26 protein-coding genes are annotated in these 25,510 nt (G+C 73.0%); 10 read left to right on the plus strand and 16 right to left on the minus strand.

Going from position 1 to position 25,510, the window contains the following annotated elements; translation table 11 throughout:
• Positions 1-12: 12 nt before the first annotated feature.
• From PO879_RS15855 to PO879_RS15875, 5 genes are read right to left on the minus strand one after another with little or no spacing between them, the layout of a single operon-like run.
• Complete coding sequence (locus PO879_RS15855; protein ID WP_278235821.1) at positions 13-798, minus strand: alpha/beta fold hydrolase; 786 nt, start codon at positions 796-798, stop codon at positions 13-15.
• Positions 791-2,842, minus strand: a complete 2,052-nt coding sequence (locus PO879_RS15860) for a hypothetical protein (RefSeq protein ID WP_278235822.1) — start codon at positions 2,840-2,842, stop codon at positions 791-793. The genes PO879_RS15855 and PO879_RS15860 overlap by 8 nt, the downstream gene beginning before the upstream one ends.
• A complete protein-coding gene (locus PO879_RS15865; protein WP_278235823.1) occupies positions 2,839-3,750 on the minus strand; it encodes a carbohydrate ABC transporter permease in 912 nt (303 codons plus the stop codon). Before PO879_RS15865 ends, PO879_RS15860 begins: the two co-directional genes overlap by 4 nt.
• A complete protein-coding gene (locus tag PO879_RS15870) occupies positions 3,747-4,655 on the minus strand; it encodes a sugar ABC transporter permease (protein WP_278235824.1) in 909 nt (302 codons plus the stop codon). Before PO879_RS15870 ends, PO879_RS15865 begins: the two co-directional genes overlap by 4 nt.
• Positions 4,652-5,905, minus strand: a complete 1,254-nt coding sequence (locus PO879_RS15875) for an extracellular solute-binding protein (RefSeq protein WP_278235825.1) — start codon at positions 5,903-5,905, stop codon at positions 4,652-4,654. The genes PO879_RS15870 and PO879_RS15875 overlap by 4 nt, the downstream gene beginning before the upstream one ends.
• Positions 5,906-6,104: 199 nt before the next feature.
• Between PO879_RS15875 and PO879_RS15880 the strand changes: the two genes are divergently transcribed.
• Together PO879_RS15880 and PO879_RS15885 are read left to right on the plus strand one after the other, a co-directional pair.
• Positions 6,105-6,497, plus strand: coding sequence for a CidA/LrgA family protein (locus PO879_RS15880; protein ID WP_278235826.1), 393 nt, complete (start codon positions 6,105-6,107; stop codon positions 6,495-6,497).
• A complete protein-coding gene (locus PO879_RS15885) occupies positions 6,494-7,213 on the plus strand; it encodes an LrgB family protein (RefSeq protein WP_278235827.1) in 720 nt (239 codons plus the stop codon). The genes PO879_RS15880 and PO879_RS15885 overlap by 4 nt, the downstream gene beginning before the upstream one ends.
• A gap of 33 nt (positions 7,214-7,246) precedes the next feature.
• Here PO879_RS15885 and PO879_RS15890 read toward each other — a convergent pair whose 3' ends face one another.
• A complete protein-coding gene (locus tag PO879_RS15890; RefSeq protein WP_278235828.1) occupies positions 7,247-8,437 on the minus strand; it encodes an MFS transporter in 1,191 nt (396 codons plus the stop codon).
• A 164-nt stretch (positions 8,438-8,601) separates the two neighbouring features.
• Here PO879_RS15890 and PO879_RS15895 point away from each other — a divergent pair, with 164 nt between their 5' ends.
• Positions 8,602-9,573 (plus strand): NADP-dependent oxidoreductase, encoded by a 972-nt coding sequence (locus PO879_RS15895; protein WP_278235829.1) that lies wholly within the window; start codon positions 8,602-8,604, stop codon positions 9,571-9,573.
• A gap of 42 nt (positions 9,574-9,615) precedes the next feature.
• Here the strand turns inward: PO879_RS15895 and PO879_RS15900 are convergent, their stop codons facing one another.
• Positions 9,616-9,975: a cyclophilin-like fold protein gene (locus tag PO879_RS15900; RefSeq protein WP_278235830.1), complete on the minus strand. Its 360-nt coding sequence runs from the start codon at positions 9,973-9,975 to the stop codon at positions 9,616-9,618.
• Between the two features lie 20 nt (positions 9,976-9,995).
• The gene (locus tag PO879_RS15905; protein WP_278235831.1) at positions 9,996-10,469 is read right to left on the minus strand and encodes a cupredoxin domain-containing protein; all 474 of its coding nucleotides are present in this window, start codon (positions 10,467-10,469) and stop codon (positions 9,996-9,998) included.
• Between the two features lie 139 nt (positions 10,470-10,608).
• Between PO879_RS15905 and PO879_RS15910 the strand changes: the two genes are divergently transcribed.
• A complete protein-coding gene (locus tag PO879_RS15910; protein ID WP_278235832.1) occupies positions 10,609-12,114 on the plus strand; it encodes a multicopper oxidase domain-containing protein in 1,506 nt (501 codons plus the stop codon).
• Here PO879_RS15910 and PO879_RS15915 read toward each other — a convergent pair.
• Positions 12,111-12,518: a hypothetical protein gene (locus tag PO879_RS15915; protein ID WP_278235833.1), complete on the minus strand. Its 408-nt coding sequence runs from the start codon at positions 12,516-12,518 to the stop codon at positions 12,111-12,113. The two genes, PO879_RS15910 and PO879_RS15915, sit on opposite strands and share 4 nt — an antisense overlap.
• Positions 12,519-12,652: 134 nt before the next feature.
• On the opposite strand from PO879_RS15915, the gene PO879_RS15920 reads away from it, so the two are divergent.
• Complete coding sequence (locus PO879_RS15920) at positions 12,653-13,918, plus strand: MFS transporter (protein ID WP_278235834.1); 1,266 nt, start codon at positions 12,653-12,655, stop codon at positions 13,916-13,918.
• A gap of 5 nt (positions 13,919-13,923) precedes the next feature.
• Positions 13,924-14,265 (plus strand): metalloregulator ArsR/SmtB family transcription factor, encoded by a 342-nt coding sequence (locus tag PO879_RS15925; RefSeq protein WP_278235835.1) that lies wholly within the window; start codon positions 13,924-13,926, stop codon positions 14,263-14,265.
• A gap of 51 nt (positions 14,266-14,316) precedes the next feature.
• On the opposite strand, the gene PO879_RS15930 is transcribed toward PO879_RS15925, so the two are convergent.
• The 4 genes from PO879_RS15930 to PO879_RS15945 form a co-directional block, all read right to left on the minus strand.
• On the minus strand, positions 14,317-16,281 hold the full coding sequence (locus tag PO879_RS15930; RefSeq protein WP_278235836.1) for a right-handed parallel beta-helix repeat-containing protein: 1,965 nt from the start codon (positions 16,279-16,281) through the stop codon (positions 14,317-14,319).
• A gap of 48 nt (positions 16,282-16,329) precedes the next feature.
• Positions 16,330-17,163, minus strand: coding sequence for a carbohydrate ABC transporter permease (locus tag PO879_RS15935; protein ID WP_278235837.1), 834 nt, complete (start codon positions 17,161-17,163; stop codon positions 16,330-16,332).
• Positions 17,163-18,008: a sugar ABC transporter permease gene (locus PO879_RS15940; RefSeq protein WP_278237571.1), complete on the minus strand. Its 846-nt coding sequence runs from the start codon at positions 18,006-18,008 to the stop codon at positions 17,163-17,165. The genes PO879_RS15935 and PO879_RS15940 overlap by 1 nt, the downstream gene beginning before the upstream one ends.
• Positions 18,009-18,094: 86 nt before the next feature.
• Positions 18,095-19,396: an extracellular solute-binding protein gene (locus tag PO879_RS15945; RefSeq protein ID WP_278235838.1), complete on the minus strand. Its 1,302-nt coding sequence runs from the start codon at positions 19,394-19,396 to the stop codon at positions 18,095-18,097.
• A 187-nt stretch (positions 19,397-19,583) separates the two neighbouring features.
• Here PO879_RS15945 and PO879_RS15950 point away from each other — a divergent pair, with 187 nt between their 5' ends.
• The gene (locus PO879_RS15950; RefSeq protein WP_278235839.1) at positions 19,584-20,618 is read left to right on the plus strand and encodes a LacI family DNA-binding transcriptional regulator; all 1,035 of its coding nucleotides are present in this window, start codon (positions 19,584-19,586) and stop codon (positions 20,616-20,618) included.
• 5 nt (positions 20,619-20,623) lie between these two features.
• On the opposite strand, the gene PO879_RS15955 is transcribed toward PO879_RS15950, so the two are convergent.
• Entirely contained in the window at positions 20,624-21,589 is a 966-nt protein-coding gene (locus PO879_RS15955; RefSeq protein ID WP_278235840.1) for a zinc-binding dehydrogenase, read from the minus strand.
• Positions 21,590-21,748: 159 nt separating this feature from the next.
• On the opposite strand from PO879_RS15955, the gene PO879_RS15960 reads away from it, so the two are divergent.
• On the plus strand, positions 21,749-22,429 hold the full coding sequence (locus tag PO879_RS15960; protein WP_278235841.1) for a phosphatase PAP2 family protein: 681 nt from the start codon (positions 21,749-21,751) through the stop codon (positions 22,427-22,429).
• Entirely contained in the window at positions 22,426-23,130 is a 705-nt protein-coding gene (locus PO879_RS15965) for a phosphatase PAP2 family protein (protein ID WP_278235842.1), read from the plus strand. The genes PO879_RS15960 and PO879_RS15965 overlap by 4 nt, the downstream gene beginning before the upstream one ends.
• Before the next feature lie 3 nt (positions 23,131-23,133).
• Here PO879_RS15965 and PO879_RS15970 read toward each other — a convergent pair whose 3' ends face one another.
• A complete protein-coding gene (locus tag PO879_RS15970; RefSeq protein WP_278235843.1) occupies positions 23,134-23,826 on the minus strand; it encodes a GPR1/FUN34/YaaH family transporter in 693 nt (230 codons plus the stop codon).
• Between the two features lie 138 nt (positions 23,827-23,964).
• Between PO879_RS15970 and PO879_RS15975 the strand changes: the two genes are divergently transcribed.
• Positions 23,965-24,177 carry a heavy-metal-associated domain-containing protein gene (locus tag PO879_RS15975; protein ID WP_278235844.1) on the plus strand — a complete coding sequence of 71 codons (213 nt, stop codon included), beginning with the start codon at positions 23,965-23,967 and terminating at the stop codon, positions 24,175-24,177.
• Positions 24,178-24,283: 106 nt separating this feature from the next.
• Here the strand turns inward: PO879_RS15975 and PO879_RS15980 are convergent, their stop codons facing one another.
• Complete coding sequence (locus tag PO879_RS15980) at positions 24,284-25,342, minus strand: DUF4190 domain-containing protein (protein ID WP_278235845.1); 1,059 nt, start codon at positions 25,340-25,342, stop codon at positions 24,284-24,286.
• Positions 25,343-25,510: the final 168 nt, after the last annotated feature.

The following is a 25,510-nucleotide window of genomic DNA, read 5'->3' on the forward strand; positions in this document are numbered from 1 at the left end:
GGCGGATTCCTCTCAGGTGCCGCGGCCGACCTGCTCCAGGATCAGGTCGGCCACCGCGTCCGTCGCCATGGCCTGCAGCATGTGGGCCGCCCCGTCGACGACGACGTGACGGGCGTGCGGGACGGCGTCCACGATCGTGCGGCCGTCCTCGACGGTCGCGGCGGCGTCGTGGGACCCGGAGACCACCAGCGTCGGGCAGGAGATCGCGGACAGCACGCTGCGCAGGTCGGCCGGGCCCAGGACGTCGCAGAAGGCCGCGTAGGCGCTGTCCGCCGTGCCCTCGAGCATGGTCGTGTACTGCGCCACGACGTCCGGGTACGCCGTCGCGTAGGTCGAGGTGAACCACCGCTCGAGCACGTCGGGGACGATCCCCCGGGTCCCCCACTGCTGGACCAGCTCCTTGCGGGCCTGCCACATCCTGCGGTCCATCACCGGCGTCGATCCGATCACGGTGATCGAGGCGATGCGGTCCGGGGCGAGCTCGGCGAGGCGCAGCGCCGCCATCCCCCCGATCGACACGCCCGCGACGTGGACGCGCTCGATCCCGAACTCGTCCAGCACCTCCAGCATGGAGGCCGCGAGGTCGTCGAGATCGGCCGGCATCTCCCGGGCCGGGGACAGGCCGTGCCCGGGGTAGTCGACGCACAGCACGCTCGTCGACGCGGTCAGCCGCGACATCATCGGTGCCCAGATCTCGGTGGTGGTCGCGAGCGAGTTGAGCAGCAGCAGCGGCTCCCGGTCGCCCGGCAGCCGGGACGGGTAGAAGGCCCGGTGCAGGTTGCGGGTGAGCTCAGCCAATTTCGACTACCTCCAGGACGTCGTCGACGGTGACGGGGACCCGCAGGCCGTCGGTCACCTCGAGGGGAACGACACGGCGATCGGCGACCAGCGCGCGGACGCCCTGCGCGGCCAGCGCCGCCCATGCCCCCGTGAGGGTCACCGATCCCGTGATCGGGATCGGCTCGCGGACGCGGTCGCCCCGCCCGCCCGAGTGGTTGACCAGGTGCAGGACCACGCGGCCTCGGCTGACGCCGACGGTCAGCTCCACGCCGCGCGGCAGGTCGACCCCGACGATCTCCGGACGGGGACGCAGGACCTCCACCTCGCGGGCGACGAGGTCGCCGAGGGCCGTGAGACCGGAACGGTGGACGGTGGCGCCGACCGCCCACGGCAGCTGGCTCGTGCGACCGGCGCCGAACGTGCCGTGCAGCAGCGCGGGATCACCGCCGGACGTCGTGTTGCCTCCGGTGATCTCCGGCGGCCCGAACGGCGTCTGCGTGCTCAGCGCGAGCACCCCGGACGTGACGCCGCCCTGCGTCTCCACCCGGTCGAAGTGCCCGATCACCGGGTGCAGGGGGACGTCGACCCGGTCGTCGGACGGACCGACGTACCGGCCACCGAGCTCCGCGATCCCGGACAACCGCTCGACGAGAGCCGCGGCCGGCGCGGACTCCAGCACGGGCCGGCCGTCACGGAACCCGTCTCCGGTGACCACCAGCGACCCTCCGCCCCGGACGAAGTCGTCCAGGGCGCGGGCGAACGCCTCGTCGATCCCGGCCGTGCCGGGGACGACCACGACGTCGTAGCGCGCCACGACGTCGTCGTGGACGAGCTGCTCCTGGTACTGCAGCCCGAGCACGTCGAACGGGACGTGGGCCTCCTGCAGGGCGGTGTAGACGCCGCGGTACTCGGCGTGGTCCACCGTGTGCTGCATGGCGCTCATCGCCGTGCCGCCCCGCGGGCGCAGGAGGGCCACCGTCGACGCCGACCGGTAGTCGGCGTACAGGTCCGTCCGCTCGCGCAGGAGTCCCAGCAGGTCGGAGGCCGCGGGCAGGCAGGGGAACCTGCCGACGTCGACCGTGCCGACCACCACCGACGACGGGAGCGCCCCCCGGGAGAGCGCCTGGGCGACGTAGCGCCGGAACTGCGTGGGCTCCTCCGCGATCTGCCGGTAGGGCAGGCCCATGTTCACCGACGCGTGGACCAGCGCCGGGACCCGGGGGTCCGACGTCCGGTGCAGGCTCGCCATCTCGCCGGGCGTGTGGACCCACCAGCGGTCGCTGTCGTGCCCGCCCAGCGAGGAGTTGATCTCGAGGAAGGCGATGTCCATCCGGACGTCGGCGAGCATCAGCGGCGTTCCCGGCCGGACCTCGTTGACGACCCGCGAGTAGCGCTCGGCCAGCTCGGTGAGCCGCTGCTGGGCGACGTCGAGCCACCGGTCGTAGCCGGGCTCGCCCAGCGCCGTCGGGTGGGGAACGCCGGGGTGGGCGTCCGCGAAGGCCGCACGGCACCGGTCGCACTGGCAGACACCCTTGTACCGACCGCTGTAGGCGACCTCGGGGTACTGCAACCAGTTGAAGAAGACGCCGTCGACCGGGTAGCGCTCCACGAAGTCGCGCAGGATCCGCGGAGCGAGCACCTCGTGGTAGTCGCTGCGGGGACAGATCGCGGTCAACCCGTCCTCGGTGTACCAACGACCGTCCTGGTCCAGGAAGGCCCAGTCGGGGTGCTCCGCGACGACGTCGGCCGGCAGCCGCGAGAAGTCGAAGCGGGAGAGCACTCGCACGTCGCGGGCGTGCGCCGCGCGGACCACGTCGCCGACCATGTCGCCGGAGGCCCGCTGCGCCAGTCGGGGCGCGGCACGCTGGTACGGCTCGTGCACCGGGTAGAAGTACGAGATCCCGCCCGCGTTGCACAGCCAGGTGTCGTAGCCGAGGTCGACGAGCTGGTCGACCGACGCCTCGGCGTCGAGCAGCACGTCGTCCTCGCGCAGGTTGGTCTGCAGCAGCCGGAACGGCGAGTCCCACCACCGCTGCGTCGTCGGTCCGGAGGTCGTGGTCACTTGATTCCCGTCGAGGCGATGCCGGCGATGAAGTAGCGCTGGAAGAAGACGAAGACGACGATGATCGGCAGGATCGTCAGCAGCGAGCCGGCCAGCAGCGGTCCGTAGGCCACGCTCCCCTCGGCCTGCGAGATCGTCGTCAGGGCCACCGGCAGCGTGTACATGTCGCTCGTCTGCGCGACCACGAGCGGCCAGAGCAGGTTGTTCCACGACATCACGAACGACAGGATCCCGACGGTCGCCACCGCGGGCCCGCACAGCGGCAGGATGATCCGGAAGAACAGGCGCGCCTCGCCGGACCCGTCGATCCGCGCGGCCTCGAGCAGCTCGTCGGGCAGCTGCGAGATGAACTGCCGCATGACGAAGACGCCCAGCGGCGTGATGATCAGCGGCAGGATGAGCCCGCCGTAGGTGTTCGTGAGGTTGAGGCTGGCGACGGTGACGAACTGCGGCACGAACAGCACGAGCGACGGCACCATGAAGGTCACCAGCACCGCGCCGAACACGATGCCCCGACCCGGGAACCGCAGCTTGGCCAGGGCGTACCCGACCGCCGAGCACAGCAGGATGTTGCCGAGCACGATGGCCACGGACACCACGACGCTGTTGAAGAAGTACCGGGGGAACTCGCCGCCGGAGAGCAGCTGCGAGAAGTTCTCCAGCGTGAACGTCTCGGGCCACCAGCTCTGTGCCAGCAGGATCTCGCCCGACGGCTTGAACGAGCTGAGCACGTTCCACACGAGCGGGCTGAGGGTGACGATCGTGCCCAGCACGAGGGCGACGTAGATCGCCGTCGTGGCGACGGGTCCCCGGCTCTCCGAGGGCGACCGGCCGCGGCGCCGCCGTGACGACGGGTCCGGCACCACCGCGTCCGAGCGGGGGGCCACCTGAGGGGGCGTGTCGATCATGTACGGCTCCTGAGGACTCGGAACTGGATCAGCGACAGCAGGCCGATGACCAGGAAGAGGATGTAGCTCGCGGCCGCAGCGGTCCCGTACTGCCCGAACCCGAACTCGTCGTAGATGTACATCACGGCCGACTGGGTCGAGTTGAGCGGACCGCCCTGGGTGATGACGAAGGGCTCCTCGAACACCTGCACGATGAAGACGGTCATGAGCACGCTCGCCAGCAGGATGGTGGGGACGAGCATGGGGACGGTGATCGAGACCAGCCGCCGCCAGGAGCCCGCGCCGTCCACCCGGGCCGCCTCGTGGACGTCCTGGGGGATGGCCTGCAGGCCGGCGAGGAAGAGCACCATGACCAGTCCGAAGAGTCGCCAGATGACGAGCAGGATGATGGTCGGCAGGGCCCAGAAGGTGTCGGCGAGCCAGGCCGGCCCGTCGATCCCGATGGTCGCGAGCATCGCGTTCACGGTGCCGTTGTCGGCGAAGAGGAACTTCCAGACGACGGCGATCGCCACGATGCTCGTGACCACGGGGACGTAGTAGACGGTGCGGAAGAAGCCCTTGCCCCGGCGGATGCCGCGGTTCAGCGCGACGGCCAGGAACAGGGCGATCACCAGCACGGCGGGCACGGCGACGAGCACCACCACCCCGGTGTTCCCGAGCGACCGCCAGAAGACCGGATCGCTCAGGACCGCCGCGAAGTTGTCGAGACCGACGAGCTCCACGTTGAACGGGGTGCGCAGGTCCCGGCTCGTCATGTCCGTCAGGCTCATGAAGAGCGACCAGAGGATGGGCCAGGCGAAGAAGACGGCGAAGACCGTTACGAACGGCAGGGAGAACAGCCACCCGGCCAGCGCCTGCGAGCTCCGCTTCTTCCGGCCGGGGGCCTTCGGTGCGAGCGTCGTCACTGCTCTCCCGTCCCGATCGCCTCGGCCTCGCGCTGCATCTCCGCCGCGGCCTCCTCGGGCGTGATGACCTCGCGGGCGAGCTGCTCGCCGTAGGTGGCCAGCAGGTCGCGGATCTGGGTCCAGGTGAGCACCTGGGGCAGCGGGACGCTGTTCTCGAGCTGGGTCGCGAACGTCTCGGCGGTCGGGCTCTCCGCGAGCGCCCCGGACTCCCAGGCGGCCTGGTTGGCCGGCAGCACACCGGAGACCTCGTAGGCGGCCACGGCGTTCTCCGGGGACGTGGCGTGGCGCACGAACTTCCACGCGGACTCCTGGTTGTCGGAGTCGGCCATCACCGCGAGCCCGGAACCGCCGATGTAGCCCATCCCGTTGACGGGCCCCTCCGGCAGGGGGGCGAGACCGAGCTTCGACGCGTCGCCGCCCAGGGCGTCGAGCGCGAAGTCGTAGGAGTACGACCCGGTCATGTAGGACCCGATGCTGCCGTCGGCGAAGGCGGCCTCGATCTCGCCGGCGGCGGTGATCACCTTCTGCACGTCGGAGATGTCCTGGGCGAAGAACTCCTGGTAGTGGCCGAGCGCCTCGACGACCTCGGGGGTGTCCAGGGTGAACTCCCCGTCGTCGATGACGGAGCCGCCGGCCTGGTAGATCATCGGCAGGATCGTCTGCCAGGCGAGGGTGCCCGACGGCGCGACGAAGGTCCCGCTGTCGGCGCCGTCCTCCCGGAGGGCGGCCCCGAACTCGAGGTTCTCCTCCCAGGTGGTGGGGGCGTCCAGCCCGGCCTCCTCGGCCAGGTCGGCGCGGTAGTAGAAGGACTGCACGGTCACGTACCAGGGCACGGCGTACAGGACGTCGTCGAAGGTGACGGCGGAGACCGCGGAGTCGAAGAAGTCGGAGGTGTCGGTGACACCGTCGGGGACGGGGGCGATGCCGCCCGCGGACACGTAGGACTGCAGACCGGTGCTCGGCTGGATGATGTCCGGGACCTCGCCGCTGGCGATGGCCGTGTCCACCTTGCGGGGGAGCTCGTCGAACGACACCGGGGTCACGGTGATCGTGACGTCGGGGTTCGCCGCCTGGAACTCCTCGGCGGTGGCCGACAGGGCCCGGCCCTCGTTCTCGGCGGCCCAGATGGTGATCTCCCCCGTGGCGGGCGAGCCGTCGATCGCCTCGGCCGTCTCGACGGTCGTCCCGGCGTCGGAACGACCGCAGGCGGTGAGGACGAGGGCGGTGGCGGTCAGTGCGGCAGTCGTCATCGTCACTCGCCGCGTCGTACCTGATGCGAACACAACGGACCTTCTTCCTTGAAGTGGTTCGGTTCGTCACGATCGTAAGTACTGATGACTTGTCTGTCAATCATGCGATGATCGACGCCAAGAGCGCCCTGCGGGGGCGATAGGTTCCACGAGAAGGAACTTCTCTTCTGCAGCACGGAAGGTAACGAGGGAGAACAGGATGAGCGCAGACAGCATCCCGCCGCCGCGGACCGTCGCACGCGCCGTCGCCGGCCTCGCCGTCCTCTACGGCCTCTACGCCGTCGGGGCGGTCCTGTCGTCGGCGGTCGGCTGGCCCGTCCCCGGAGGCATTATCGGCATGGTCCTCCTGCTCGCGCTGCTCCGGACACCGTGGGGCGAGCGGCTCGAGCGCTGCCTCGGCGGCATCGGTGCGGTGCTCGTCGCCCTGCTGCCGCTCCTGCTGGTCCCGGTGGCCGTCGGGGTCGTGGCCGAGCTGACCCTCCTGCGCCAGCAGTGGTGGGTGGTCGGGCTGACCGTCGCGGCCAGCTGGGTCGTCGCCGTCACGGTCGTGGCCGCCGTGTCACGCTGGACGTTCGCCAGGAGGCGGGCATGAGCACGCTCGTGACCGACGTCCCGGTGTGGGGCACCGTGCTCACCCTCGGGGGGTGGGTCCTCGCCGTCCTCGTCCTGCGCACCGTGCCGGCCGCCGCGCGCGTCGTCCCCCCGATCCTCGTCGCGATCGTCGTGGTGGCCGCCGTGCTGCTGGTCTCGGACGTTCCCTACGACCAGTTCGCCCGCACGTCCGCACCGCTCTCGGCACTGCTCGGGCCGGCCGTCGTCGCCCTGGCGCTGCCCGTCCACCGCTACCGGGCCGAGATCGCCGCCGTGCTGCCCGGACTGCTGACCTCGGCCCTCGCCGGAGTCGTCGCGGCAGCCGCCGTGGTGCTCGGGCTCGCCGCAGTGCTCGACGTCGACCCGGGCACGGTCGCCACCCTGGTGCCGATGCACGCGACGTCCCCGGTCTCCTCGGCGGTGAGCGCCGGCCTGGGCGGGTCGGCGGGGACCGCCGCCGTCGTCGCGATCTTCGCCGGGGTCCTGGGAGCGTCGGCGGGTCCGCCGCTGCTCCGGGCGCTGCGGATCACGGACCCCCGGGCGCGAGGCCTGGCCATCGGCGTCTCGTCGCACGCGATCGGGACCAGCCGCGCCCTCGAGATCGACGCCGAGACTGGGACCTACGCGGCGATCGGCATGGCCTGCGGAGCCGTCCTCGTCGCCACGACCAGCGCTGTCGTCGCCGCCGTCCCCGGCCTCGCCGCGCTCCTGCCCTGACCCTGCGCTGCCGAGGTCGGCCGGGCCCACCCGTCACGGACGGGCGCCCACCCTCGCCCTCGGCCGGGCCGAGGACCCGAGCACGACACCGACCGCCAGGAGCGCGAGCGCCGCGTAGCCGACGGCGATCCAGGACAGCTCGAGCGTGGCGGACAGCCGCCCCGCGACCAGGCTCGGCACCGCCGCTCCCCCGTAGGAGAACAGGTAGACGGTGGCCATGAGCCCGGCCCGCTCGGCCGGGTCCGTCCGGGCGAGCAGCCCGCGCATCGTCCCGGTGAACGCCGCGCCCTGCCCGGCCCCGGCGACGACGCCGCACAGCACGACGGTCACGACGGACCCGGTGTGCAGGCCCACGACGACGCCCGTCACGGCCAGCGCGAACACGACGATGCCGAGCCGTTGGGCCGCGCCCGCGGCGAGCCGTCCGGTCAGCGGCCCCCCGAACGCGTACGGGGCCATGAAGGCCGCGAAGACGGTCCCCGCGACCAGCGTGCTGTCGGTGCCGAGGTCGCGGGCGGCGATGGTCGGGCTGAACGCCTGGTAGAAGCCACCGAGCGCCCAGGTGGCGCAGAACACGGCGATCGCTGCGGGCAGCAGCGGCCGGGTCGCCGGCGGCAGGGAGACCCGGGGACGCAGGGACGCGAAGGCCCCGGATCGGCGTCCGACCGGCTCGGGGCTGCCGACCAGCAGCGCGGCACAGACCGCGAGCACGGCCGTGACGACCAGGTACGGCGTCCGCTCGGGCGCCGGGCCGTGCTCCGCGAGCGCCCCGGTGCCCAGCGCGCCGAGGGTGAGACCGATCAACGGCGACCCGGCCGCCGTGGCGGCGGCCAGCCAGCGCGGCCGGTCCGGTGCCAGGTCGACGACGTACGTCGTCAGCGCCGACGACGCGAGCCCGCACGCCACGCCGTGCAGCACCCGGCCGGTGACGAGCACGGACAGGCCGGTCACGTCGAGCAGGGCGAGACTGCCCACCGCCGCCAGCGCGACGGCCGCCAGGCTCACGGTGCGCCGACCGAGGTGGTCCGACAGGCGTCCGAGCACGACCAGGGAGACCATCACCGCCACGAAGTACGACACCGCCGCGATCGAGAGGTCACCGGTGGTGAGGCCGTCCTGCACGCGGTACCGCTCGTACAGCGGGATCGGCGAGCCGGAGGCGGCGAAGACCGCCACCAGCGAGACGGTGGCGGCGGCGAAGCCGAGGCGGGTCCGTGGTTGCACCCGGCGAGCACACCCCGGCACGCTCGGGCGCGACAGTCACTGACGAGGGGTGTACCAGCAGTGTCTCCCGCGCCGGACCCGCCCGGGAGACGGTGGACGGCGGGCCCTGCGCGTGCGACGCCGCCGGCCCGTCCACCGCACCACCGATCGTGAAGGATGTCCCGATGCGAGCACTCGGACTGACGACCTACGGCGGACCCGAGGTCCTGCGCCCCGTGGAGCTGCCCGAGCCCCACGCCGGACCCGGCGAGGTCCGCGTGGCGGTCCGTGCGGCCGCGCTCAACCCCGCGGACGTGATGCTCCGCGACGGGTCCCTGGCAGCCGTGTACGAGGGCCTCGAGCCGCCCTACGTCCCGGGCATGGACGTCGCCGGCCTCGTGGACGAGGTCGGGCCCGACGTCGACCCCGAGATCGCCGTCGAGACCGGCCGGTTCGTGGTCGGCGTCGTCGACAACACCGGGAGCCACGGCGGCTACAGCGAGCACGTCGTGCTGCCGGCCGCGTCCGTCACCGCGGCACCGGCCGGGGCGAGCTTCGCGGAGGCCGCGTCCTTCCTCATGAACGCGCTCACCGCCCGCAACGCCCTCGACGTCCTCGCCCTGCCCGAGGGATCCTCCGTGCTCGTGACCGGTGCGGCCGGGGCGGTCGGCGGCTACGCCGTCGCGCTGGCGCACGCCGAGGGCCTCCGGGTGGTCGCTCTCGCCTCACCCGCCGACGAGGCGGCCCTGCGCGCGGCCGGCGCGGACGAGTTCGTCCCGCGCGGGGACGACGCCGTCGTGGACGTCCTCGGCCTCGTGCCCGGCGGTGTCGACGCCGTGATCGACGCCGCCTGCCTGTACGACCGGATCACCCCAGCCGTCCGCGACGGCGGCACGCTCGTCGACCTGCGCTTCTGGGACGGCGACCCCGGGCGCGGCATCCACGTCGCGCACGTCAACGTCCGCGAGCGCGCCACCGACCACGCCGCGATCGTCCGGCTGCGCGAGCAGGTCGAGGCGGGCCTGCTGCCGATGCGCGTGGCGGAGACCTTCTCCGCGGCCGACGTCTTCGACGCCCACCGCCGCCTCGACCGGGGCGGTCTGCGCGGACGGGTCGTGCTGCTCTTCGGCGACGGTCGCGAGCGGACCACGGCGTGACCCGCGGTCCGGCGGGTGGCCGGCCGGCCACCCGCCGGACCGTCAGTCGACGACCGAGATCGTGACCTCGGTCGGACCGTCCAGCGCGCCCAGGACGGCGGCCGCGTCCGCGTCGTCGAACGCCCCGAGCCGCACCAGACCCGGCGCGTGGCCGAAGTCGCGGTAGAAGATCGCGAGGTTGCCCCAGGGGGCGTAGTACATGAGGTCGCCGGCGTTCCCGGTGGTCCCGTCCGGCTCGCCCGCCGTGGAGAGGCGGGACGGCAGGTCGGCGACCTTCTCGATGCCGTGGAAGTCGTCGAGGGTGAGGGTGAGCGGCAGCAGCGCGAGGAAGTCGCGCGCGGCCGCGCCGTCCGCCGGGGTGGCGGTGAGGTCACGGCCCGCGACCGTGAGTCGGATCGTCATGGGAGCTCCTCGGTGGGTGGTCAGGAGACGGTGACCGTCCCGGTCATCAGCGGGTGCACGGTGCACGAGAACGTGAACGTCCCCGTGGCCCCTGCCGTGACCGTGACGCTCTCGCCGGGACCGAGCACTCCGGTGTCCACACCGGCCTCCTCGGAGGTCCACGAGTGCTCCAGACGGCCGTCGTTCGTCACCAGCACACTCTCCCCCGCGGCGATCGTCTCCGCACCCACGGAGAACGAGGTATCGGTGATGCTGACCTGCACGTCGGCAGCGGCCTGAGCGGACGCGCCGGCGTCGTCGGCCGCTGCGGGTCCCGTCGGCCCCGGCGTCGCGGTCGCGGCGGACGGCCCCGCGGCGGACGGGCCGGGGCCGCCGGCGCAGGCGGACAGCCCCAGCAGGACGGCCGGGAGCACGAGGCGCCCGAGCGCGCGGCGTGTCGACGAGGCGGGCCGGGCGGGCGAGCCCGCGGCGTGCGGGCGGGGACGAGTGCTCATCCCCGGGACGCTACGTCCCTCGCCGGTGGGCTGGGATGCCCTGGGAGAACACCTCTCGCCAGGCACTCCCTGCCCCGGTCCACCCGGGGGACGCTGAGGTCGGCCGCCGCCGCACCACGACCGAAGGGCCCCGCGACCGATGACTCCTCCCGATGCCCCGCTCCTCGACCGTCGATCCTTCCTGACCCTGGCCGGGGCCGGGATCGGGACCGCCGTCCTGGCGGCCTGCGCTCCCTCGGGACCCGGCACGTCACCGACCACCGCCCCGTCGCCGTCCCCGGCGAGCACCCGACCTGCCGGTGCCGGCGGGACCCTCCGCGTCCCCGCACTCCTCACCGGGGCACCCGGACCCGACGGCCCGGTCTTCGACCTCGCCGCGCAGGTCGGCCGCACCGAGCTCGTCCCGGGGACGTCGACGGAGACCTGGGGGTTCGACGGCCCCGTGCTGGGACCGACGCTGCGGGTGTCGCGCGGCGACCGGGTGCGCATGCGGATCCGCAACGACCTCGCCGAGACCACGACGGTCCACTGGCACGGCATGCACCTGCCCGCGGCGGCCGACGGCGGGCCGCACCAGCCGATCGAGCCCGGCGAGACCTGGGACGTGAGCTGGCAGGTCGACCAGCCCGCCGCGACGCTCTGGTACCACCCCCACCCGCACGGGGCGACGGAGCGGCACGTGTACCGGGGCCTGACGGGCCTCCTGATCGTCGACGACGAGGACGAGGCGGCCCTCGGGCTCCCCCGCGAGTACGGGGTCGACGACATTCCTCTGATCGTCCAGGACAAGGAGCTCGACGACACCGGTGCGCTGGTGGAGACCGAGCGCCGCGGACCGGGGATGCTCGGCAGCACGGTGCTCGTCAACGGGGTCGCCGACGCGAGCCTCGAGCTCGCCGCCCGGTCGACCCGGCTGCGGATCCTCAACGGTTCCACGGCCCGCAGCTACGCCTTCGGCCTCTCCGACGGCCGTCCCGTGGACCTCGTGGCCTCCGACGGCGGCCTGCTGCCCGAGCCGGTCCGCACCCCGCGTGTGCAGCTCACCCCGGGCGAGCGGGCCGAGATCGTCGTGCACGTCGAGCCGGGCGAGTCGCTGGTGCTGCGGTCGTTCCCGCAGGACCTCGGGGACGTCGCCGGGACGACGGGCGGGGAGGACGAGCTCGACGTACTCGCCCTCTCCGCCCCGGCCGGGCTCCCCGCGAGCGCCCCGGTCCCGTCGCGGCTGGTCGAGGTCCCGCGGTACGACCTCGCGGAGGCCGTGCGGACACGCCGGTTCGAGATGCGGACCGACCGCATCAACGAGCAGCCGATGGACATGTCGCGGATCGACGAGGTGGTCACTGTCGACGAGCTCGAGGTGTGGGAGGTGCTGAACACCACGCGCACGCCCCACAACTTCCACGTCCACGACGTCCAGTTCCAGGTCGCCGACCTGGGCGGCGAGCAGCCGCCGCCCCATCTGGCCGGGTGGAAGGACACCGTCTACCTGCCCCCCGGGGTGCCCGTGCGGCTCGCGCTGCGCTTCACGGAGCACACCGACCCTGACCTGCCGTACATGTACCACTGCCACCTGCTGTGGCACGAGGACATCGGCATGATGGGGCAGTTCGTCGTCGTCGGCCCCGAGGAACGGGTCGGGTCCTAGGCCAGCACGAGCGGCCGGCGCAGGTGGACCAGGAGCCGGACGTCGACCGTGCGCCGCCGTTCCACCAGCCGCACGCCGTCCAGGGAGAGCGTGCCGGTGATCTCGGCCGAGCCGCCGCGGACGGCGACCAGCGCGCCGCCCTCGACGACGGCGGCGACGCCCGTGAGCACGAGCACGACGGACCCGACGAGCTCGTCGCCGTCCCACAGCAGCTCGACCCTCCGGGCGTCGGTGGTGTCGTCCGGGCAGTCGGTGAACCCCTGGACCACGACGGAGACCTCGGTCTCGGGCGCCCCGGCCCCTGGTTCGACGCTCAGCGTGGGGTTCGAGTCGACGACGGCCGCGGTCCCCAGCAGCAGGCCGAGGACGACCCCCAGCACCCTCCGTACCGCTCGAGGAGCCACGGCGGCCACCTCCGTCGGTGAGACCTCTCCTCTGATGGTCTGGAGCGGCGTCCCGGCCCACCTGATACGCGCGGCCGCCTCCGGGCGAACCCTGCATGGTTGCACGTCTATGCAGATACGCAGATGATGGGTCCGTGCTGCACGTCCTGACCCGTCGCGTCTACCGCCGGCTCTTCCTCGCCCAGGTGGTCGCGCTCGCCGGCACCGGGCTCGCCACGGTCGCCCTCGGGCTGCTCGCCTACGACCTGGCCGGCGTCGACGCCGGCCAGGTGCTCGGCACCGCGCTCGCGGTGAAGATGGTCGCCTACGTGGTCGTCGCGCCCCTGGCCGCGGCCGCCGTCGCACGGCTCCCGCGACGCGCGGTCATGGTCGGCTCCGACGTCGTCCGGCTGCTGGTCGCCGGGTCGCTGCCGTTCGTCGGCGAGGTCTGGCAGGTCTACGTCCTCGTCTTCGTCCTGCAGGCCGCGTCCGCCACGTTCACCCCCACGTTCCAGTCCGTGATCCCCGACGTGCTCGACGACGAGGAGGAGTACACCGCGGCGCTGTCCCTGTCCCGGCTGGCGTACGACCTCGAGGCCGTGCTCGCCCCCGTGCTCGCGGCGGCCCTGCTGCTCGTCGTGCCCAGCGCGGCCCTGTTCCTCGGCACCGCGGTCGGGTTCGGCGCGTCGGCGCTCCTCGTCGCCGCCACGGTGCTGCCGCGGCGGGGCGCGGAGAACGCCGGGGACGGCCCGCGGATGCCCTTCGGCGAGCGCGTCCGGCACGGGACCCGGCTCGTCGTGCGCACCCCGGCCCTGCGCCCGGTCCTGGCGCTGAACATGGCCGTCGCCGCGGCCGGCGCGTTCGTCATCGTCCAGACGGTGGTCGTGGCGCGCTCGACGTTCGGGCAGGGCGAGGCCGTCGTCGCGCTGCTCCTCGCCGCGAACGGCGTCGGCTCCATGGCGGCGGCCGTCGCCCTCCCGCGCGTGCTCCGCCGTCGGCCCGAGCGGTGGGTCATGGTGGGCGGGGCCGGGCTGCTCACCGCGGCCACCGCCGTCGTCCCGCTCGCCCTCGCCGCGCCGTCCGCCGGGGTCGGGCTCACGGCGGTCGCCGGGCTGTGGGCGCTGGTCGGCCTCGGGTGGGCGTCCGTCGAGACGCCCGTCGGCCGGATCGTGCGCCGCACGATCCCGGCCGCGGACCGTCCGGCCGTCTTCGCGGCCCAGTTCGCGCTGCTGCACGCGTGCTGGCTGGTGACCTACCCGCTGGCCGGATGGCTCGGCACGGCGGTCGGCCTGCCCGCGACCGCCCTGGTCCTCACCGCGCTCGCCGCCTCCGCGACCACGGCGGCGGCCCTGCTGTGGCCGCGGGGTCGCACCCCGGCTGCCGCGGGGCCTGCCCGCGCGGAGCCACCGGTGCGATCATGAGTCCCGTGGCCACCACCGAGCGCAGCGCACCACCGGACCTGGAGCTCGACCACGCCGTCGACGTCCTCCGCCTGCTCGCGGACCGCACCCGCCTGGCCGTCCTGGCGATGCTCGACGGGACCGAGATGTCGGTGGGCGAGATCGCCAGACGGCTCGACCGTCCCGGCCCGGCCGTCTCCCAGCACCTCGCCAAGCTCCGCGCCGCTCGCCTCGTGACGTCGCGCCGGGACGGCACGACCGTCTACTACGGCCAGCCGGACGAGCACGTCGCGGCGCTCGTCGCGAACGTGCTGCACCACACCGAGCACCTGCTCTACGAGGTGCCGCCGCACCACCGTGCCGACTGACCGGCGTCGTGGGCGGACGTCCTCGTCAGGACGTCCGCCCACGACCTCGCGTCACCAGACGCGGACGCGGGACAGGCCGGCGTCGACCGTGGCGAGCGGTCCGACGGGGTAGCCCGCACCGGCCTCCTTCTCCCGGCCCAGCAGGTCGGTCCCCACCACCAGCGGCGTCCCGTCGGGCTCCTCGAAGTCCGCGTCGACGTACCGCACGCGCGGCAGGTCGGCCGCCGTGACCAGGCCGACGTGCGCGGCCACGAGCGCCTCCGGCAGGTTCGTCTCGAGCACGACCTGGTCGCCCTGGTCGACGACGGCGCACGTCACGGCGTCGTCCAGCACCAGGGCGTCCTTCTCCTGCTCGTACGGCGCCGCACCGCCGGCGTAGGCGTTGTGGTGCACGTACGCGGGCTGACGCAGGCCGTGGAACCGCTCGTGGTCGCCCTTGGACTGGTCCATGCCGCCGAGGTACTCCTCGAGGCTCGCCGGGCAGCCGTCGTAGCCGTGCGTGCCGTAGGTCGTGAGCCGGTGGCCCTTGCTGCCCGGGGCGAACGCGCGGTCGGCGTCACCGCCGAGGAACAGGTTGCCGACGTAGCGGTCGTCGCCGCCGCAGACCACGGCGAACCCCGCGACCTCGGTGCTGTGCGGCCGGTGGTACGGCGTGGCACGGTCCATGACCTGCTCCAGGCGCACCGCGCCCGCGACGAGGTTGTTGACGTACGCGCCGCCCTGGCTGAACACCTCCAGCGCGACCGGCGAGGCGAAGACGTTGTGGTCCACGACGTAGGGACCGTGGCTGACCTCGACGAACAGGTCGCGCGTGTTCGCGTAGAACAGATTGCGCGCCACGCGCGTGCCCTGCGTCTGCCAGTCCAGCCACACCCCGAGGGTGCAGTCGTGGATGCGGTTGTGCACGACCTGCACGTCGACGGCGGCGTGCAGCTTGATGCCGCCGATCTCGTAGCCGTAGAACTCGCGCTTCGTCGCGATGTGGTGGATGTGGTTGTCCTCGATCGTCGAGAACACCGCGCCCAGGTGGCCGACCACGCCGTTCTGCCCGCAGTCGAAGATCGTGTTGCGGCGCACCACGTGGGAGCCGACGCGCTCGCGGTCCCACCCGATCTGGCGGGCCGCGAACACCGACTCGAGCTGGTACTGGTAGCCGGGCTTGTCGCCGCGCTCGGTGGCGTAGTTGTGGCCCGTCGAGATCTCCTTGCCCAGCGACACGGCCGAGCACTTGGCGTCGTGGATGACGTTGTCCTCGATGACCCAGCCCTTGGCCCAGTTGGGCCCGATCAGGCCGGGCTGGTCGGCGGTCGGCGGGGTCCACGGGGTCGCGGCCTGGGCGAGCTCGAACCCGCGCACGGTGATGTAGTCGAGGTGGTGCTCGGTCGGGTAGAAGACGGCCGGGCGCACGTTGATCTCGACCAGCGCGCCGGTCGGGTCGGTCCCCAGGAAGTTCGCCCAGATGGTCGTCGTGTCCTCGCCGACCTCCGCGTACCAGACGGCGCGGGTCCACTCCGGGTCCTCGACGGGCTCGGTGGTGCCGGTCCAGCCGTCCACGGCCTCGGTGCGCGCCACCGGGGCGGACACGGTGGCGCGGTCGTGCACCTCGTACATGCTCCGCCCGTCGAGGTAGACCTCGCCGAGGTGCTGCCGCTCCCCGGTCGCCGGCGGGACGAGCCAGTCGCCGTCGACGGTCTCGACGAACGGGTTGCGGTCCCCGAACAGGCTGTTCGGCACCTCGGCGCGCCAGACGTCACCGTCCTCGCGGTGCCAGGCGGTCACCGGCTCGGACCCCTTGATCACCACGTGCTCGCCGTCGGCGGCCTCGTAGGTGATGCGGCGCAGGTCGCTGAGCCCGCCGCGGGCCGGCCGGACCCACTCGCGGTACTCGCCGCCGTGGACGCGGACGGTGTCGCCGGGCCGGGCGAGCGCCGCGGCGCGGTTGATGGTGCGCAGGGGTGCGCCCGCGGATCCGTCGGCGGTGTCGGACCCGGTCGTGGCGACGTGGTGGATGGTCATCGTGATGACGCCTTTCGGTGCAGGGGTGCGAAGGTCGGGACGGTCGGACTACTTGCCGAACCCGGCCGTCAGCCCGGAGACGAGCTGGCGGCGGCCGACGGCGTAGGCGGCCAGGATGGGGAGCACGGACAGGACGACGGCGGCCAGGACGGCCGGCACGTTCACGGAGAACTCGCCCTGGAAGGCCCACAGGGACAGGGGCAGCACGCGGGTCTCGGCGCTCTGGGTCAGGACCAGGGGGAACAGGAACCCGTTCCAGATCATCAGGCCGTCGTAGATGCCCACGGTGACGATGGCCGGGCGCGTCAGGGGCAGCGCCAGGCTCCACAGCGTGCGCCACTCCCCCGCGCCGTCGACCCGCATGGACTCGAACAGCTCGCCGGGCACGTCGCGCAGGAAGTTGGTCAGGATGAGGACCGACAGCGGGATCGCGAAGGCGATGGAGGGCAGGATCAGCGCGAGCAGGGTGTCGTAGAGCCCGAGCTGCACGATGAGGTAGTAGACGGGGATGATCGTCGCCTGGATCGGGATGGCGATCCCCAGCAGGAACACCTGGAAGAGCCGCGAGGTCGAGCGCCGGACGGAGCGCACCACGACGTAGGACGCCATGAGCGAGACCGCGAGGATGACGACCACCGAGGTCCCGGTGACGATCACCGAGTTGGCGAAGTACCGCAGGAAGTCGTTCTCGAGCACCTGTCGGTAGGCGTCGATCGTGGGCGCGGACGGCCACGACAGGGGGTTCTCGGTGTAGTAGTCGGCCTGCGGACGCAGGCTGGTGACCACGATGTAGTAGATCGGCACGATCACGACGAGGAGCCACAGCCACCCCCCGAGCCCGCCGAGGACGTTCGGGGTGGTGCGGGTGCTGCGCGCGGTCATCAGACTCCCTCCTGCTGCGACTCCATGCGGTTCGCGCCCGAGAGCCGGTTGAGGGCGAGCGAGACCAGCAGCCCGACGACGACGAGCAGGACGGCGATGACGCTCGCCTTGCCCATGTCGTAGGAGCGGAATCCGGTGAGGTACATGTCCAGCGGCAGGACGCGGGTCGCGTTGCCCGGGCCGCCGCCGGTGAGGACGAAGATCAGGTCGAAGTACGTCAGCGAGCCCACGATCATCAGCGTCGAGGACGTGACCATCGTGTACTTCAGCTGGGGGACGGTGATGCGGAAGAACTGCTGCACGCGGCCGGCGCCGTCGAGCAGGGCGGCCTCGTACATCGAGGCCGGGATCTGCCGGACGCCGGACTGGTAGAGCAGCGAGTGCAGCGGGATGAAGCTCCAGCCGATGACGAAGATCACCAGCCACATCGCCAGGTCGGGGTCGCCGATCCAGTCCTGCGCGAGCCACTCGGCCCCCAGTGCGGCGCCGAGCCCGAAGTTGGGGTCCAGCAGCGCGGTGAAGGCGATGGCCACCGCCGCGGCCGAGAAGAGCAGCGGCAGGAAGAACAGCACGGACAGCACGGCGCGGTAGCGCTGGCGGCCCGCCATGAAGACGCCGAGCAGCAGCGAGACGGGCGCCTGGAAGAGCCAGGTCCCGACCGTCAGCACGACGGTCAGCCACATCGCGTTCTGCGTGACCGGGTCGGTCAGCGTGCGGCCCCAGTTGTCGAGCCCGGCCCACGTCGGGGTGCCGAGGCCGTCCCAGCTCATGAAGGACAGCACCACGACACCGATCAGCGGGACGAACGCGAACAGGCCGAAGAAGGCCAGGGCCGGGCCCGCCATCCACAGGCTGGGGCCCGCCGCCCGGCCCCGGGGGGCCCGCCGCGCGGGGCGGGCCTCCCGGGTCACGTCGGTGGTGGCGGGGGCAGTCACAGCGTCGCGTCCATCGTCTCGCTGAACTGCTGCGGGTCGATCTGCCCCAGGAACACCTGGCTGAGGTTGTCCAGCAGGGCCTGCGCCTGGTCGGCCGGCAGCGCCTGGTCCCAGGAGAGCTGGAAGTGCGGGGCGTCGCGGACCATGCCGTAGACGAACTCCAGGTACTCGGGGTTCTCCTGCTCCGCGATCCGGTCCTCGAGGCCCGTCAGCGGGGGCACGGTGCCGATCGCCAGCAGCTCGTCGACCGCCTCGTCGGACAGCACCTGGGTGCTGATGTACTCCTTGGCGGTCTCCTGCGCCTCGGGAGAGGCCGAGGCCGAGACGGACCAGAAGTTGGACGGGTTGCCCACGATGTTCGTCGGGTCGCCGGCGCCGCCGTCGACCGCGGGGAAGGTGGTGTAGCCGAGGCCTCCGGACTCGACCAGCTCGGGCGACGACTCGAGGAAGTTGGGGTAGACCCAGCTGCCCTGCAGCACGAAGGCGGCCTTGCCGGTCTGCACGAGCGCGATGTCAGCGTTCTGGTCGGCGTTGACCGAGCCGAACGCGTCCCCGAAGGCGCCCGCGTCGACGAGCTCCTGGATGCGCGTGGTCGCCTCGACGATCGCCGGGTCCGACCACGCACCCTCCTCGCCGTCGAGCACGGCCTGGAAGACCTCGGGTCCGCCGATGCGGTCGGTGAGGTACTGGATCCACATCAGCTCGGGCCAGACGCTCTGTCCGGCCAGGGCGACGGGGATGACGTCGGCCTCCTGGAGCGCGGCCGCGGCGTCGAGCAGCTCGTCGTAGGTGGTGGGGACCTCGACGCCCGCGGCGTCCAGGACCTCCTGGTTGTAGTACAGGACGACCGGCTGGCTCTGCGTGTTCGGCACCGCGTAGGTCGTGCCGTCGATCTGTCCGTTGGCGGCCACGGACGGGATGACCCGGTCCAGGAGGTCCTGCGTGCCGTCGGAGATGTCGACGACGTTGCCGTTCTCGGCGTAGTCGGCGAGCGTCCCGCCGGCCCAGGAGTAGACCAGCGTCGGGGCGTTGCCGGACCCGACGGCGGTACGGATCTTCTCCTTGTAGGCGTCGTTGGCGAACCAGTCGACGGCGATCTCCCGCTCGGGGTTCTCGGCGTTCCAGTCCTCGAAGGACGCGCGGAACATGTCCTCGCTCCCCCCGGTCAGCGCCCACGCGCTGGCACCGTCGCTCGACGCGCCGCCCGGCTGGTTGCCCCCGCCGCACGCGGCCAGCGTCGCGGCGACCGCCACCGCGGTCGCGATGGCGCCGGTGCGTCGTGCTGTCCTCAGCTTCATTGCTCGGTCCTCTCGGTCGGCGACCGTCGTGGTCGCTGCTCGAAACAGTTTCATTCTGTTTCGTGAACGAGTAGACGCTAGGCAGGGCGATCGGCGGATGTCAACGGAGAAATTGCGGATGAATGGGGCACTGCACGTCGAAACAGTTTCTGATCTATGCTGGCTACGCACCGGCCGAAGGAGGACCATGACCGCGACGGGACCACCCCGCGCCACGCTGGCGCACGTCGCGCGCCTGGCCGGGGTCTCGAAGGCCACGGCGTCCAAGGTGCTCAACCGACGTCCCGACGTGTCCGCGCGCACCCGCGAACGGGTCGAGCAGGTGATCGACGAGCTCGGCTACGTCCCGAGCACCGGACCGCGCGGGGGCGACACCCTGGAGAAGGTCAACGTCGTCTTCGACACGCTCGTCAACGTGTACTCGATGCAGGTCCTCGACGGCATCATCACCGCCGCCGACGCGCACGGGGTCGAGGTCCTGGTCGACAAGCTCGACCCGGACCCCGAGGGCGACGGCCCGCTGTCGGCGACGTGGATCCGACGGCTCGGGGCCCGCGGCCGCACGGGCGTGATCGTCGTGACCTCCGAGCTCACGGCCTCCCAACGCACGCTGATGCGTCGCCTGGGACTGAGCATCGTCGTGATCGACCCCCTCAACCCGCTCGACGACGACGTGGCCTCCGTGGGCGCCACGAACTTCACCGGAGGGGTGCAGGCCACCCAGCACCTGCTCGACCTGGGCCACCGCCGGATCGGGTTCGCCGGCGGCCTGCCGGCGTCCATGGCGTCCCGCGAGCGCCTGCAGGGGTTCCTCAGCGCCATGAGCTCGGCCGGCGCGCCGGTCGACCCGGACCTCGTGCTCGAGCAGGGCTTCACCTTCACCGCCGGGCTGGAGATGACCCGCCGCATGATGGCGAGCCCCGACCCGCCCACCGCCGTCTTCGCCGGCAGCGACGCGTCCGCCCTCGGCGTGCTGGAGGCGGCGCGCCAGCGCGGGCTGCGCATCCCCGAGGACCTGTCCGTCGTGGGGTTCGACGACACGTACGCCGCCGTGTCGACGGCGCCGCCGCTGACGACCGTGCGCCAGCCGATCATCGACATGGGCCGGGTGGCCCTGCGCACCCTGCTGCAGCAGGCGCGGGGGGAGCAGGCCGACTCCCACCACGTCCAGCTCTCGACCCAGCTCGTGGTGCGGGAGTCGACGGCGCCCGCCGTGCCCTGATCGCGTCAGGCGTCGCCGAGGCTCGCGACGGTCTTGCCGTCGACGTGCTCGCCCGCGGCCAGCGCCGCGAGCGTCGCGGGCAGGTCCGTGAAGGCGGTGTGCCGCCCCACGACCGGCGCGACCCGCCCCTGCGAGACCGCGTCCGACAGGTCCCGTGTCACGCCCTCCAAGAGGCCCCCGATGACCTCGACCGGGGTGAACCCAAAGGACACGGACTGCAGCACGGCACCGCTGCGCGCGAGCGCGAAGAGGTCGATCTCGGCCGTCGGTCCGGCCAGCCGGCCCACGCTGACGACACGCCCGCCCGGTCGGACGGCGGCGATCGCGTCGTCGAGGACGGCACCGCCGACGTGGTCCAGGACGACGTCGGCGCCCGTGCCGCCGGTCAGCTCGCGCACGCGGGCCACCAGGTCCTCCGTCCCCGTCACGACGACGTCGTGGGCACCGACGCCCTCCAGCAGCGGACGCCGCTCCTCGCTCCGGGTCGTGGCGATGACGCGGCCGGCGCCGAGCTCGGTGGCGACCTGGACGCCCACCAGCCCGATCGCCGACGTCGCGGCGGTGAGCAGCACGGTGTCGCCTGCGGACAGCGGCGCACGCCGCAGGGCCCCGTACTCGGTGAGCAGCGCGGTGGGCAGACCGGCGGCCACGTCGGAGGGCACGCCGTCGGGCACCGGCATGACGTGGCGGTGGTGGACCGCGACGTACTCGGCGAAGGCGCCCGGGCCCACGCCCATGACGGCCGTACCCACGGCCGCCGGGTCGACGGCCGAGCCCGCGGCGACCACCTCGCCGCTGAACTCGAACCCGGGGATCCGCACGTCGGCGGCCTCGGTGACGTCGGCGTTGTTCACGGCCACGGCCCGGGTGCGCACCAGGACCTGGTCGTCGGCGGGTGCGGGGACGGGGACCCGGACGAGCTCCGGTCGCACCGCACCGGGCGTGGTCTGCAGGGCGGTCATCGTGGTCATGCTGGCTCCGTTCTCGTGCTGGCCCTCACGACGCTACGTCGCCCCGGCCGACCGTGGGGTGCTGCGTCAGGGCACCCCACGGCGGGCCGGTCCCGCGGGCCGTCGGGCGCTCTCCAGCTCCGAGGAGCGCTGCGACGACACCCGGGTTAGCCTCGCCGGATGTCTCGACGATCGCCCCGGTCCCGCGCGCTGCTGCGCGCCGGCGCCTTCGCCGTCGCCGGCTTCGTCCCCATGCTGGTCCTGGCCTGGTTCGTCCGGTCGAGCGCCGCCGTGCAGGACGCCGACCAGTCGGTGGTCGACGCCGCGACCGCGGTCACGCTCGACCACCCTTGGTTGCAGGACTTCTTCGTGGTCTGGTCGGCCGTCACGCAGCCCGGCTGGGTCGTGCTCGCCGGCGCACTGCTCGCGCTGTGGATGTGGCGACGCCGCGGCTACCCCGGGCGCGCCCTGTGGGCCGTGGGCACGCTGCTCGTCTCGTGGGGGCTGGCGAACCTGGCCAAGCTGGCCGTCGGACGGGTGCGGCCGGAGATCGACGAGGTGATCCTCAGCGCCCCAGGGCTCAGCTTCCCGTCCGGGCACGCGACGTCGTCGACGACGGCCGCCGTGACGCTCACCCTGCTCGTCTGGCCCGTCCTCGGCCGCACCGGACGCGTCGTCGTCCCCCTCGCCGCGACGACGTTCGCGCTGATCACCGCCGCCGACCGGATCTTCCTCGGGGTGCACTTCCCCTCCGACGTCCTCGGCGGCATCCTCCTGGGCGTCACCATCTCCGGCGCCTCCTACCTCGGTTACCGCGGGTGGTCACCCACGACCCGCACGACAGATGCGGAGCATCGATGAACACGTTCGTCCACCGTTACGAGCTCGACACGAGCAGACCGACGGGCAAGTCCGCGGCCCGGGACGCCGCGACACGGGCGCTGCTGCCCGCCCTGGGCGGCTGGCTCGTGCTGATTGGCGTGGGCTTCCTCGTCGTCGGGCCCCTGGACGACTACCCGGAGGGCAACGCGGTCGAGGAGTGGTTCGCCGCGCACCGGACCCCCACGATGAACACGGTCTCGGAGTGGGTCGGTCGCTTCGGCATGACCGAGGTGGTCATCGGCGTGACGGCACTGACCGTCGCGATCCTGTGGTGGCGCACCCGCCAGTGGTGGTTCGCCGTCGTGCCGGCGCTGGCCGTCTCCCTGCAGTCGCTGCTGTTCATCACGAGCTCGGCCCTGGTGGGTCGCGAGCGCCCCGACGTCGAGAAGCTCGACGACGCGCCGCCGACGTCGAGCTTCCCGAGCGGGCACACCGGGGCCTCCACGGCGCTGTGGCTGACCATGGCGATGCTCGCCCAGCGCATCGAGAACCCGGCGCTGCGCCGGGTGGTCACCGTGGTCTGCGTGACGATCCCGTTCCTCGTCGGCCTCTCGCGGATCTACCGCGGCATGCACGGCCCGCTGGACGTCGTGTTCGGCCTGCTCAACGGTCTGCTGTGCGTGGTCGTGGCCTGGTGGTACCTGCGGCGGGACACGTCCGCCGGCACGGCGCGGCGCTGAGCCTCAGAGCTGCTGGCGGACGCCGGCCGACCGCGCGACGCCCTCGACCTGCTCCTCGAGGTCGTCGCGCAGGGGCTTGAGGCCGGCGCCGCGGCGCAGCACCGGGAGACGGACCGGGTGGTCGACCTCCTCGAGCACGAACCCGAGGGCGGCGTACAGCGCCATCGCGGCCAGGACCAGGCCGAGGACGCCGGCGGTCGTCTCCCAGCCGCCGGACCCGGTGAACTCCGCGACGTCGGTCACCGCGAACCGCACGCCGGAGCCGATCATGACGGCGGCCGCGACGATCTTGCCGCCCGCCGCCAGGGCCGGGACCACCATCGCGAGCGCCGCCGTCAGGAGCAGGACGCCGAGCGCGGGGCTCGACGTCCCCGGCGGGGAAGTCAGCGTCGACACGGCCAGCATCGCCCACACCCCCGACACCACGGCCATGCCGGTACCCGCGATGGGGTCGCGGGCGCCGAACCCGATGATCGCGGCCAGCAGCTGCAGCGGGACGGTGAGCACGAGGACGGCGAGCGCCACCGTGCTCTCCTCGGCGGTGCTGAGGATCCCGAGCTGCAGGCAGCTGAACCCGACGGTGGCCACCGCGAGGGACATGAAGCCCAGCGGCAGCGGGTTGCCCGTCGGCCGGAGCACGATCCGGGTGATCTCGAGCTGCTCGCTGCGCGGTCGCGCGTCGGTTCCTTCAGTCATCGCCCCACACAACACGACGGCCCGGGTGTCCACAACAGGGGGCGACGTCGCGGGACGTCGCCGTCGTTGCGCAATACCCCTGCGGGGTATTAGCGTGCTGGAGAACGAGCGGCCCGACCGGGCCCGGGAGGAGAGTCGATGAGCACGAACCAGTACCAGGTCACCGGCATGACGTGCGGACACTGCGAGATGTCGGTCCGCGAGGAGGTCGGCGCGGTCCCCGGGGTCGAGGAGGTCCAGGTGAGCGCGGAGTCCGGCACGCTCGTCGTCACCGGATCCGACGCTGTCGACGAGTCGAAGGTCCTCGCGGCCGTCGACGAGGCGGGCTACTCCGCGGTCCCCGTCGCCTGATCGCCCGCGGTGCTCGACGGCGAGCAGCTCGGTCGATCTGCTCGCCGTCGAGCGCTGCGCTGTCGAGAAGGTCGACGACCCGGCGTAGCACAATGATCGACGGCGGTCACGGCCCGCCGAAGCTCTGCAACAGGTCGTCGGGCACCCGGTCGAGCAGGTCCTCGCACGCCGCGGCCTCGCCCGCGCGGCACTGACCGCCGAGCTCCTGCAGCTCGTCGGCGTCGCCGACCAGGCCGCCGAGCTCCTGCAGGTCGTCGAAGGAGTAGTCGCCGGTGAGACCGCCGAGGACGACGTCCGGGACGCTCATCTGCCCCTCGGCGATCGCGTCGACCTGGGCCAGGCCGGCCTCGATGTCCTCGCCGTAGGCGTTCCAGAACATCAGGCCGCCGACGACCAGCAGCGTCGTGAACAGCACCTGCAGCGACCCGAGCGTCAGCCCCGTCCGCGCCATGCCACGGCCGTTCGTCCCGCGCCGGCGGGTGCGGTCCAGGCCGATGCCGCCGAGCACGATCGCCAGGACGCCCACCAGGGGCACCACGATGCCGAGCAGGCCGGTGACCAGGGAGGCGACCGCCGTCGGCTCCGTGCCGCGACGTCCGCCCGTGCCGCCGGTCTGCGCGCGCTGCGCCGGGGCAGGCGGTGCCGGACGCTGTGGCGCCGCGGGCCCACGCTGCGGTGCGGCCGTCCCGGGCCAGGGTGCGGGGTGCTGCGCCGGTGCCGGGGAGGACGGACCCGCCGGTGCGGCGCCGGCGGGTGCCGCGGAGCGCGGAGCGGTGGGACCCGACGGCGGTCCGGCGGCCGGCGCGGACCGTTCGGCCGGCGCCGACCGGTGCGCCCACGGGGCGGCGCCGTACCCCCGGTCGGCGGGCATCACGGACTCCCGGTGCGGCCGGCCGGCCAGGGGCCGGGTCGGCGGTACGCCGCCACCGGGGAGGACCTGGGTGTCCTGGCCCGCACCCGCGTCGACGACCCGCGTGTCCTCGCCGGCGCCGACGTCGAGCGGCCGGGTCTCCTGCGGGTCGCCCGCGCCGAGCCCCTGCGTGTCCGGCGTCGAGGGGTCGGTCGGGAACCGGCCGGTCGGCGCCGGGACGGCCTGCGTCGCGTCCCCGCCGTCTGTCGTCGCGCCCTCGGCGTCGGTCCGGTCGGTGCGGTGCTGCTCGGTCATGGGTCTCCCGTGTCGAGGTCGGCACCGATGCTATGCCCCGGGCCCCGCTCCGGACAGGCCCCGGACACCGGTTCGACCGGACGGGGCGGTGTCCCGGTGCCCGTCGTGCGCGCGGTCCGCGAGCGCCTGGCGCGGACCCCGGGTCCGGGGTGGCCCTGCGGGGCCGTT

This window comes from Isoptericola sp. AK164, from assembly GCF_029643425.1.
In the GTDB taxonomy this organism is placed as follows: domain Bacteria; phylum Actinomycetota; class Actinomycetes; order Actinomycetales; family Cellulomonadaceae; genus Isoptericola; species Isoptericola haloaureus.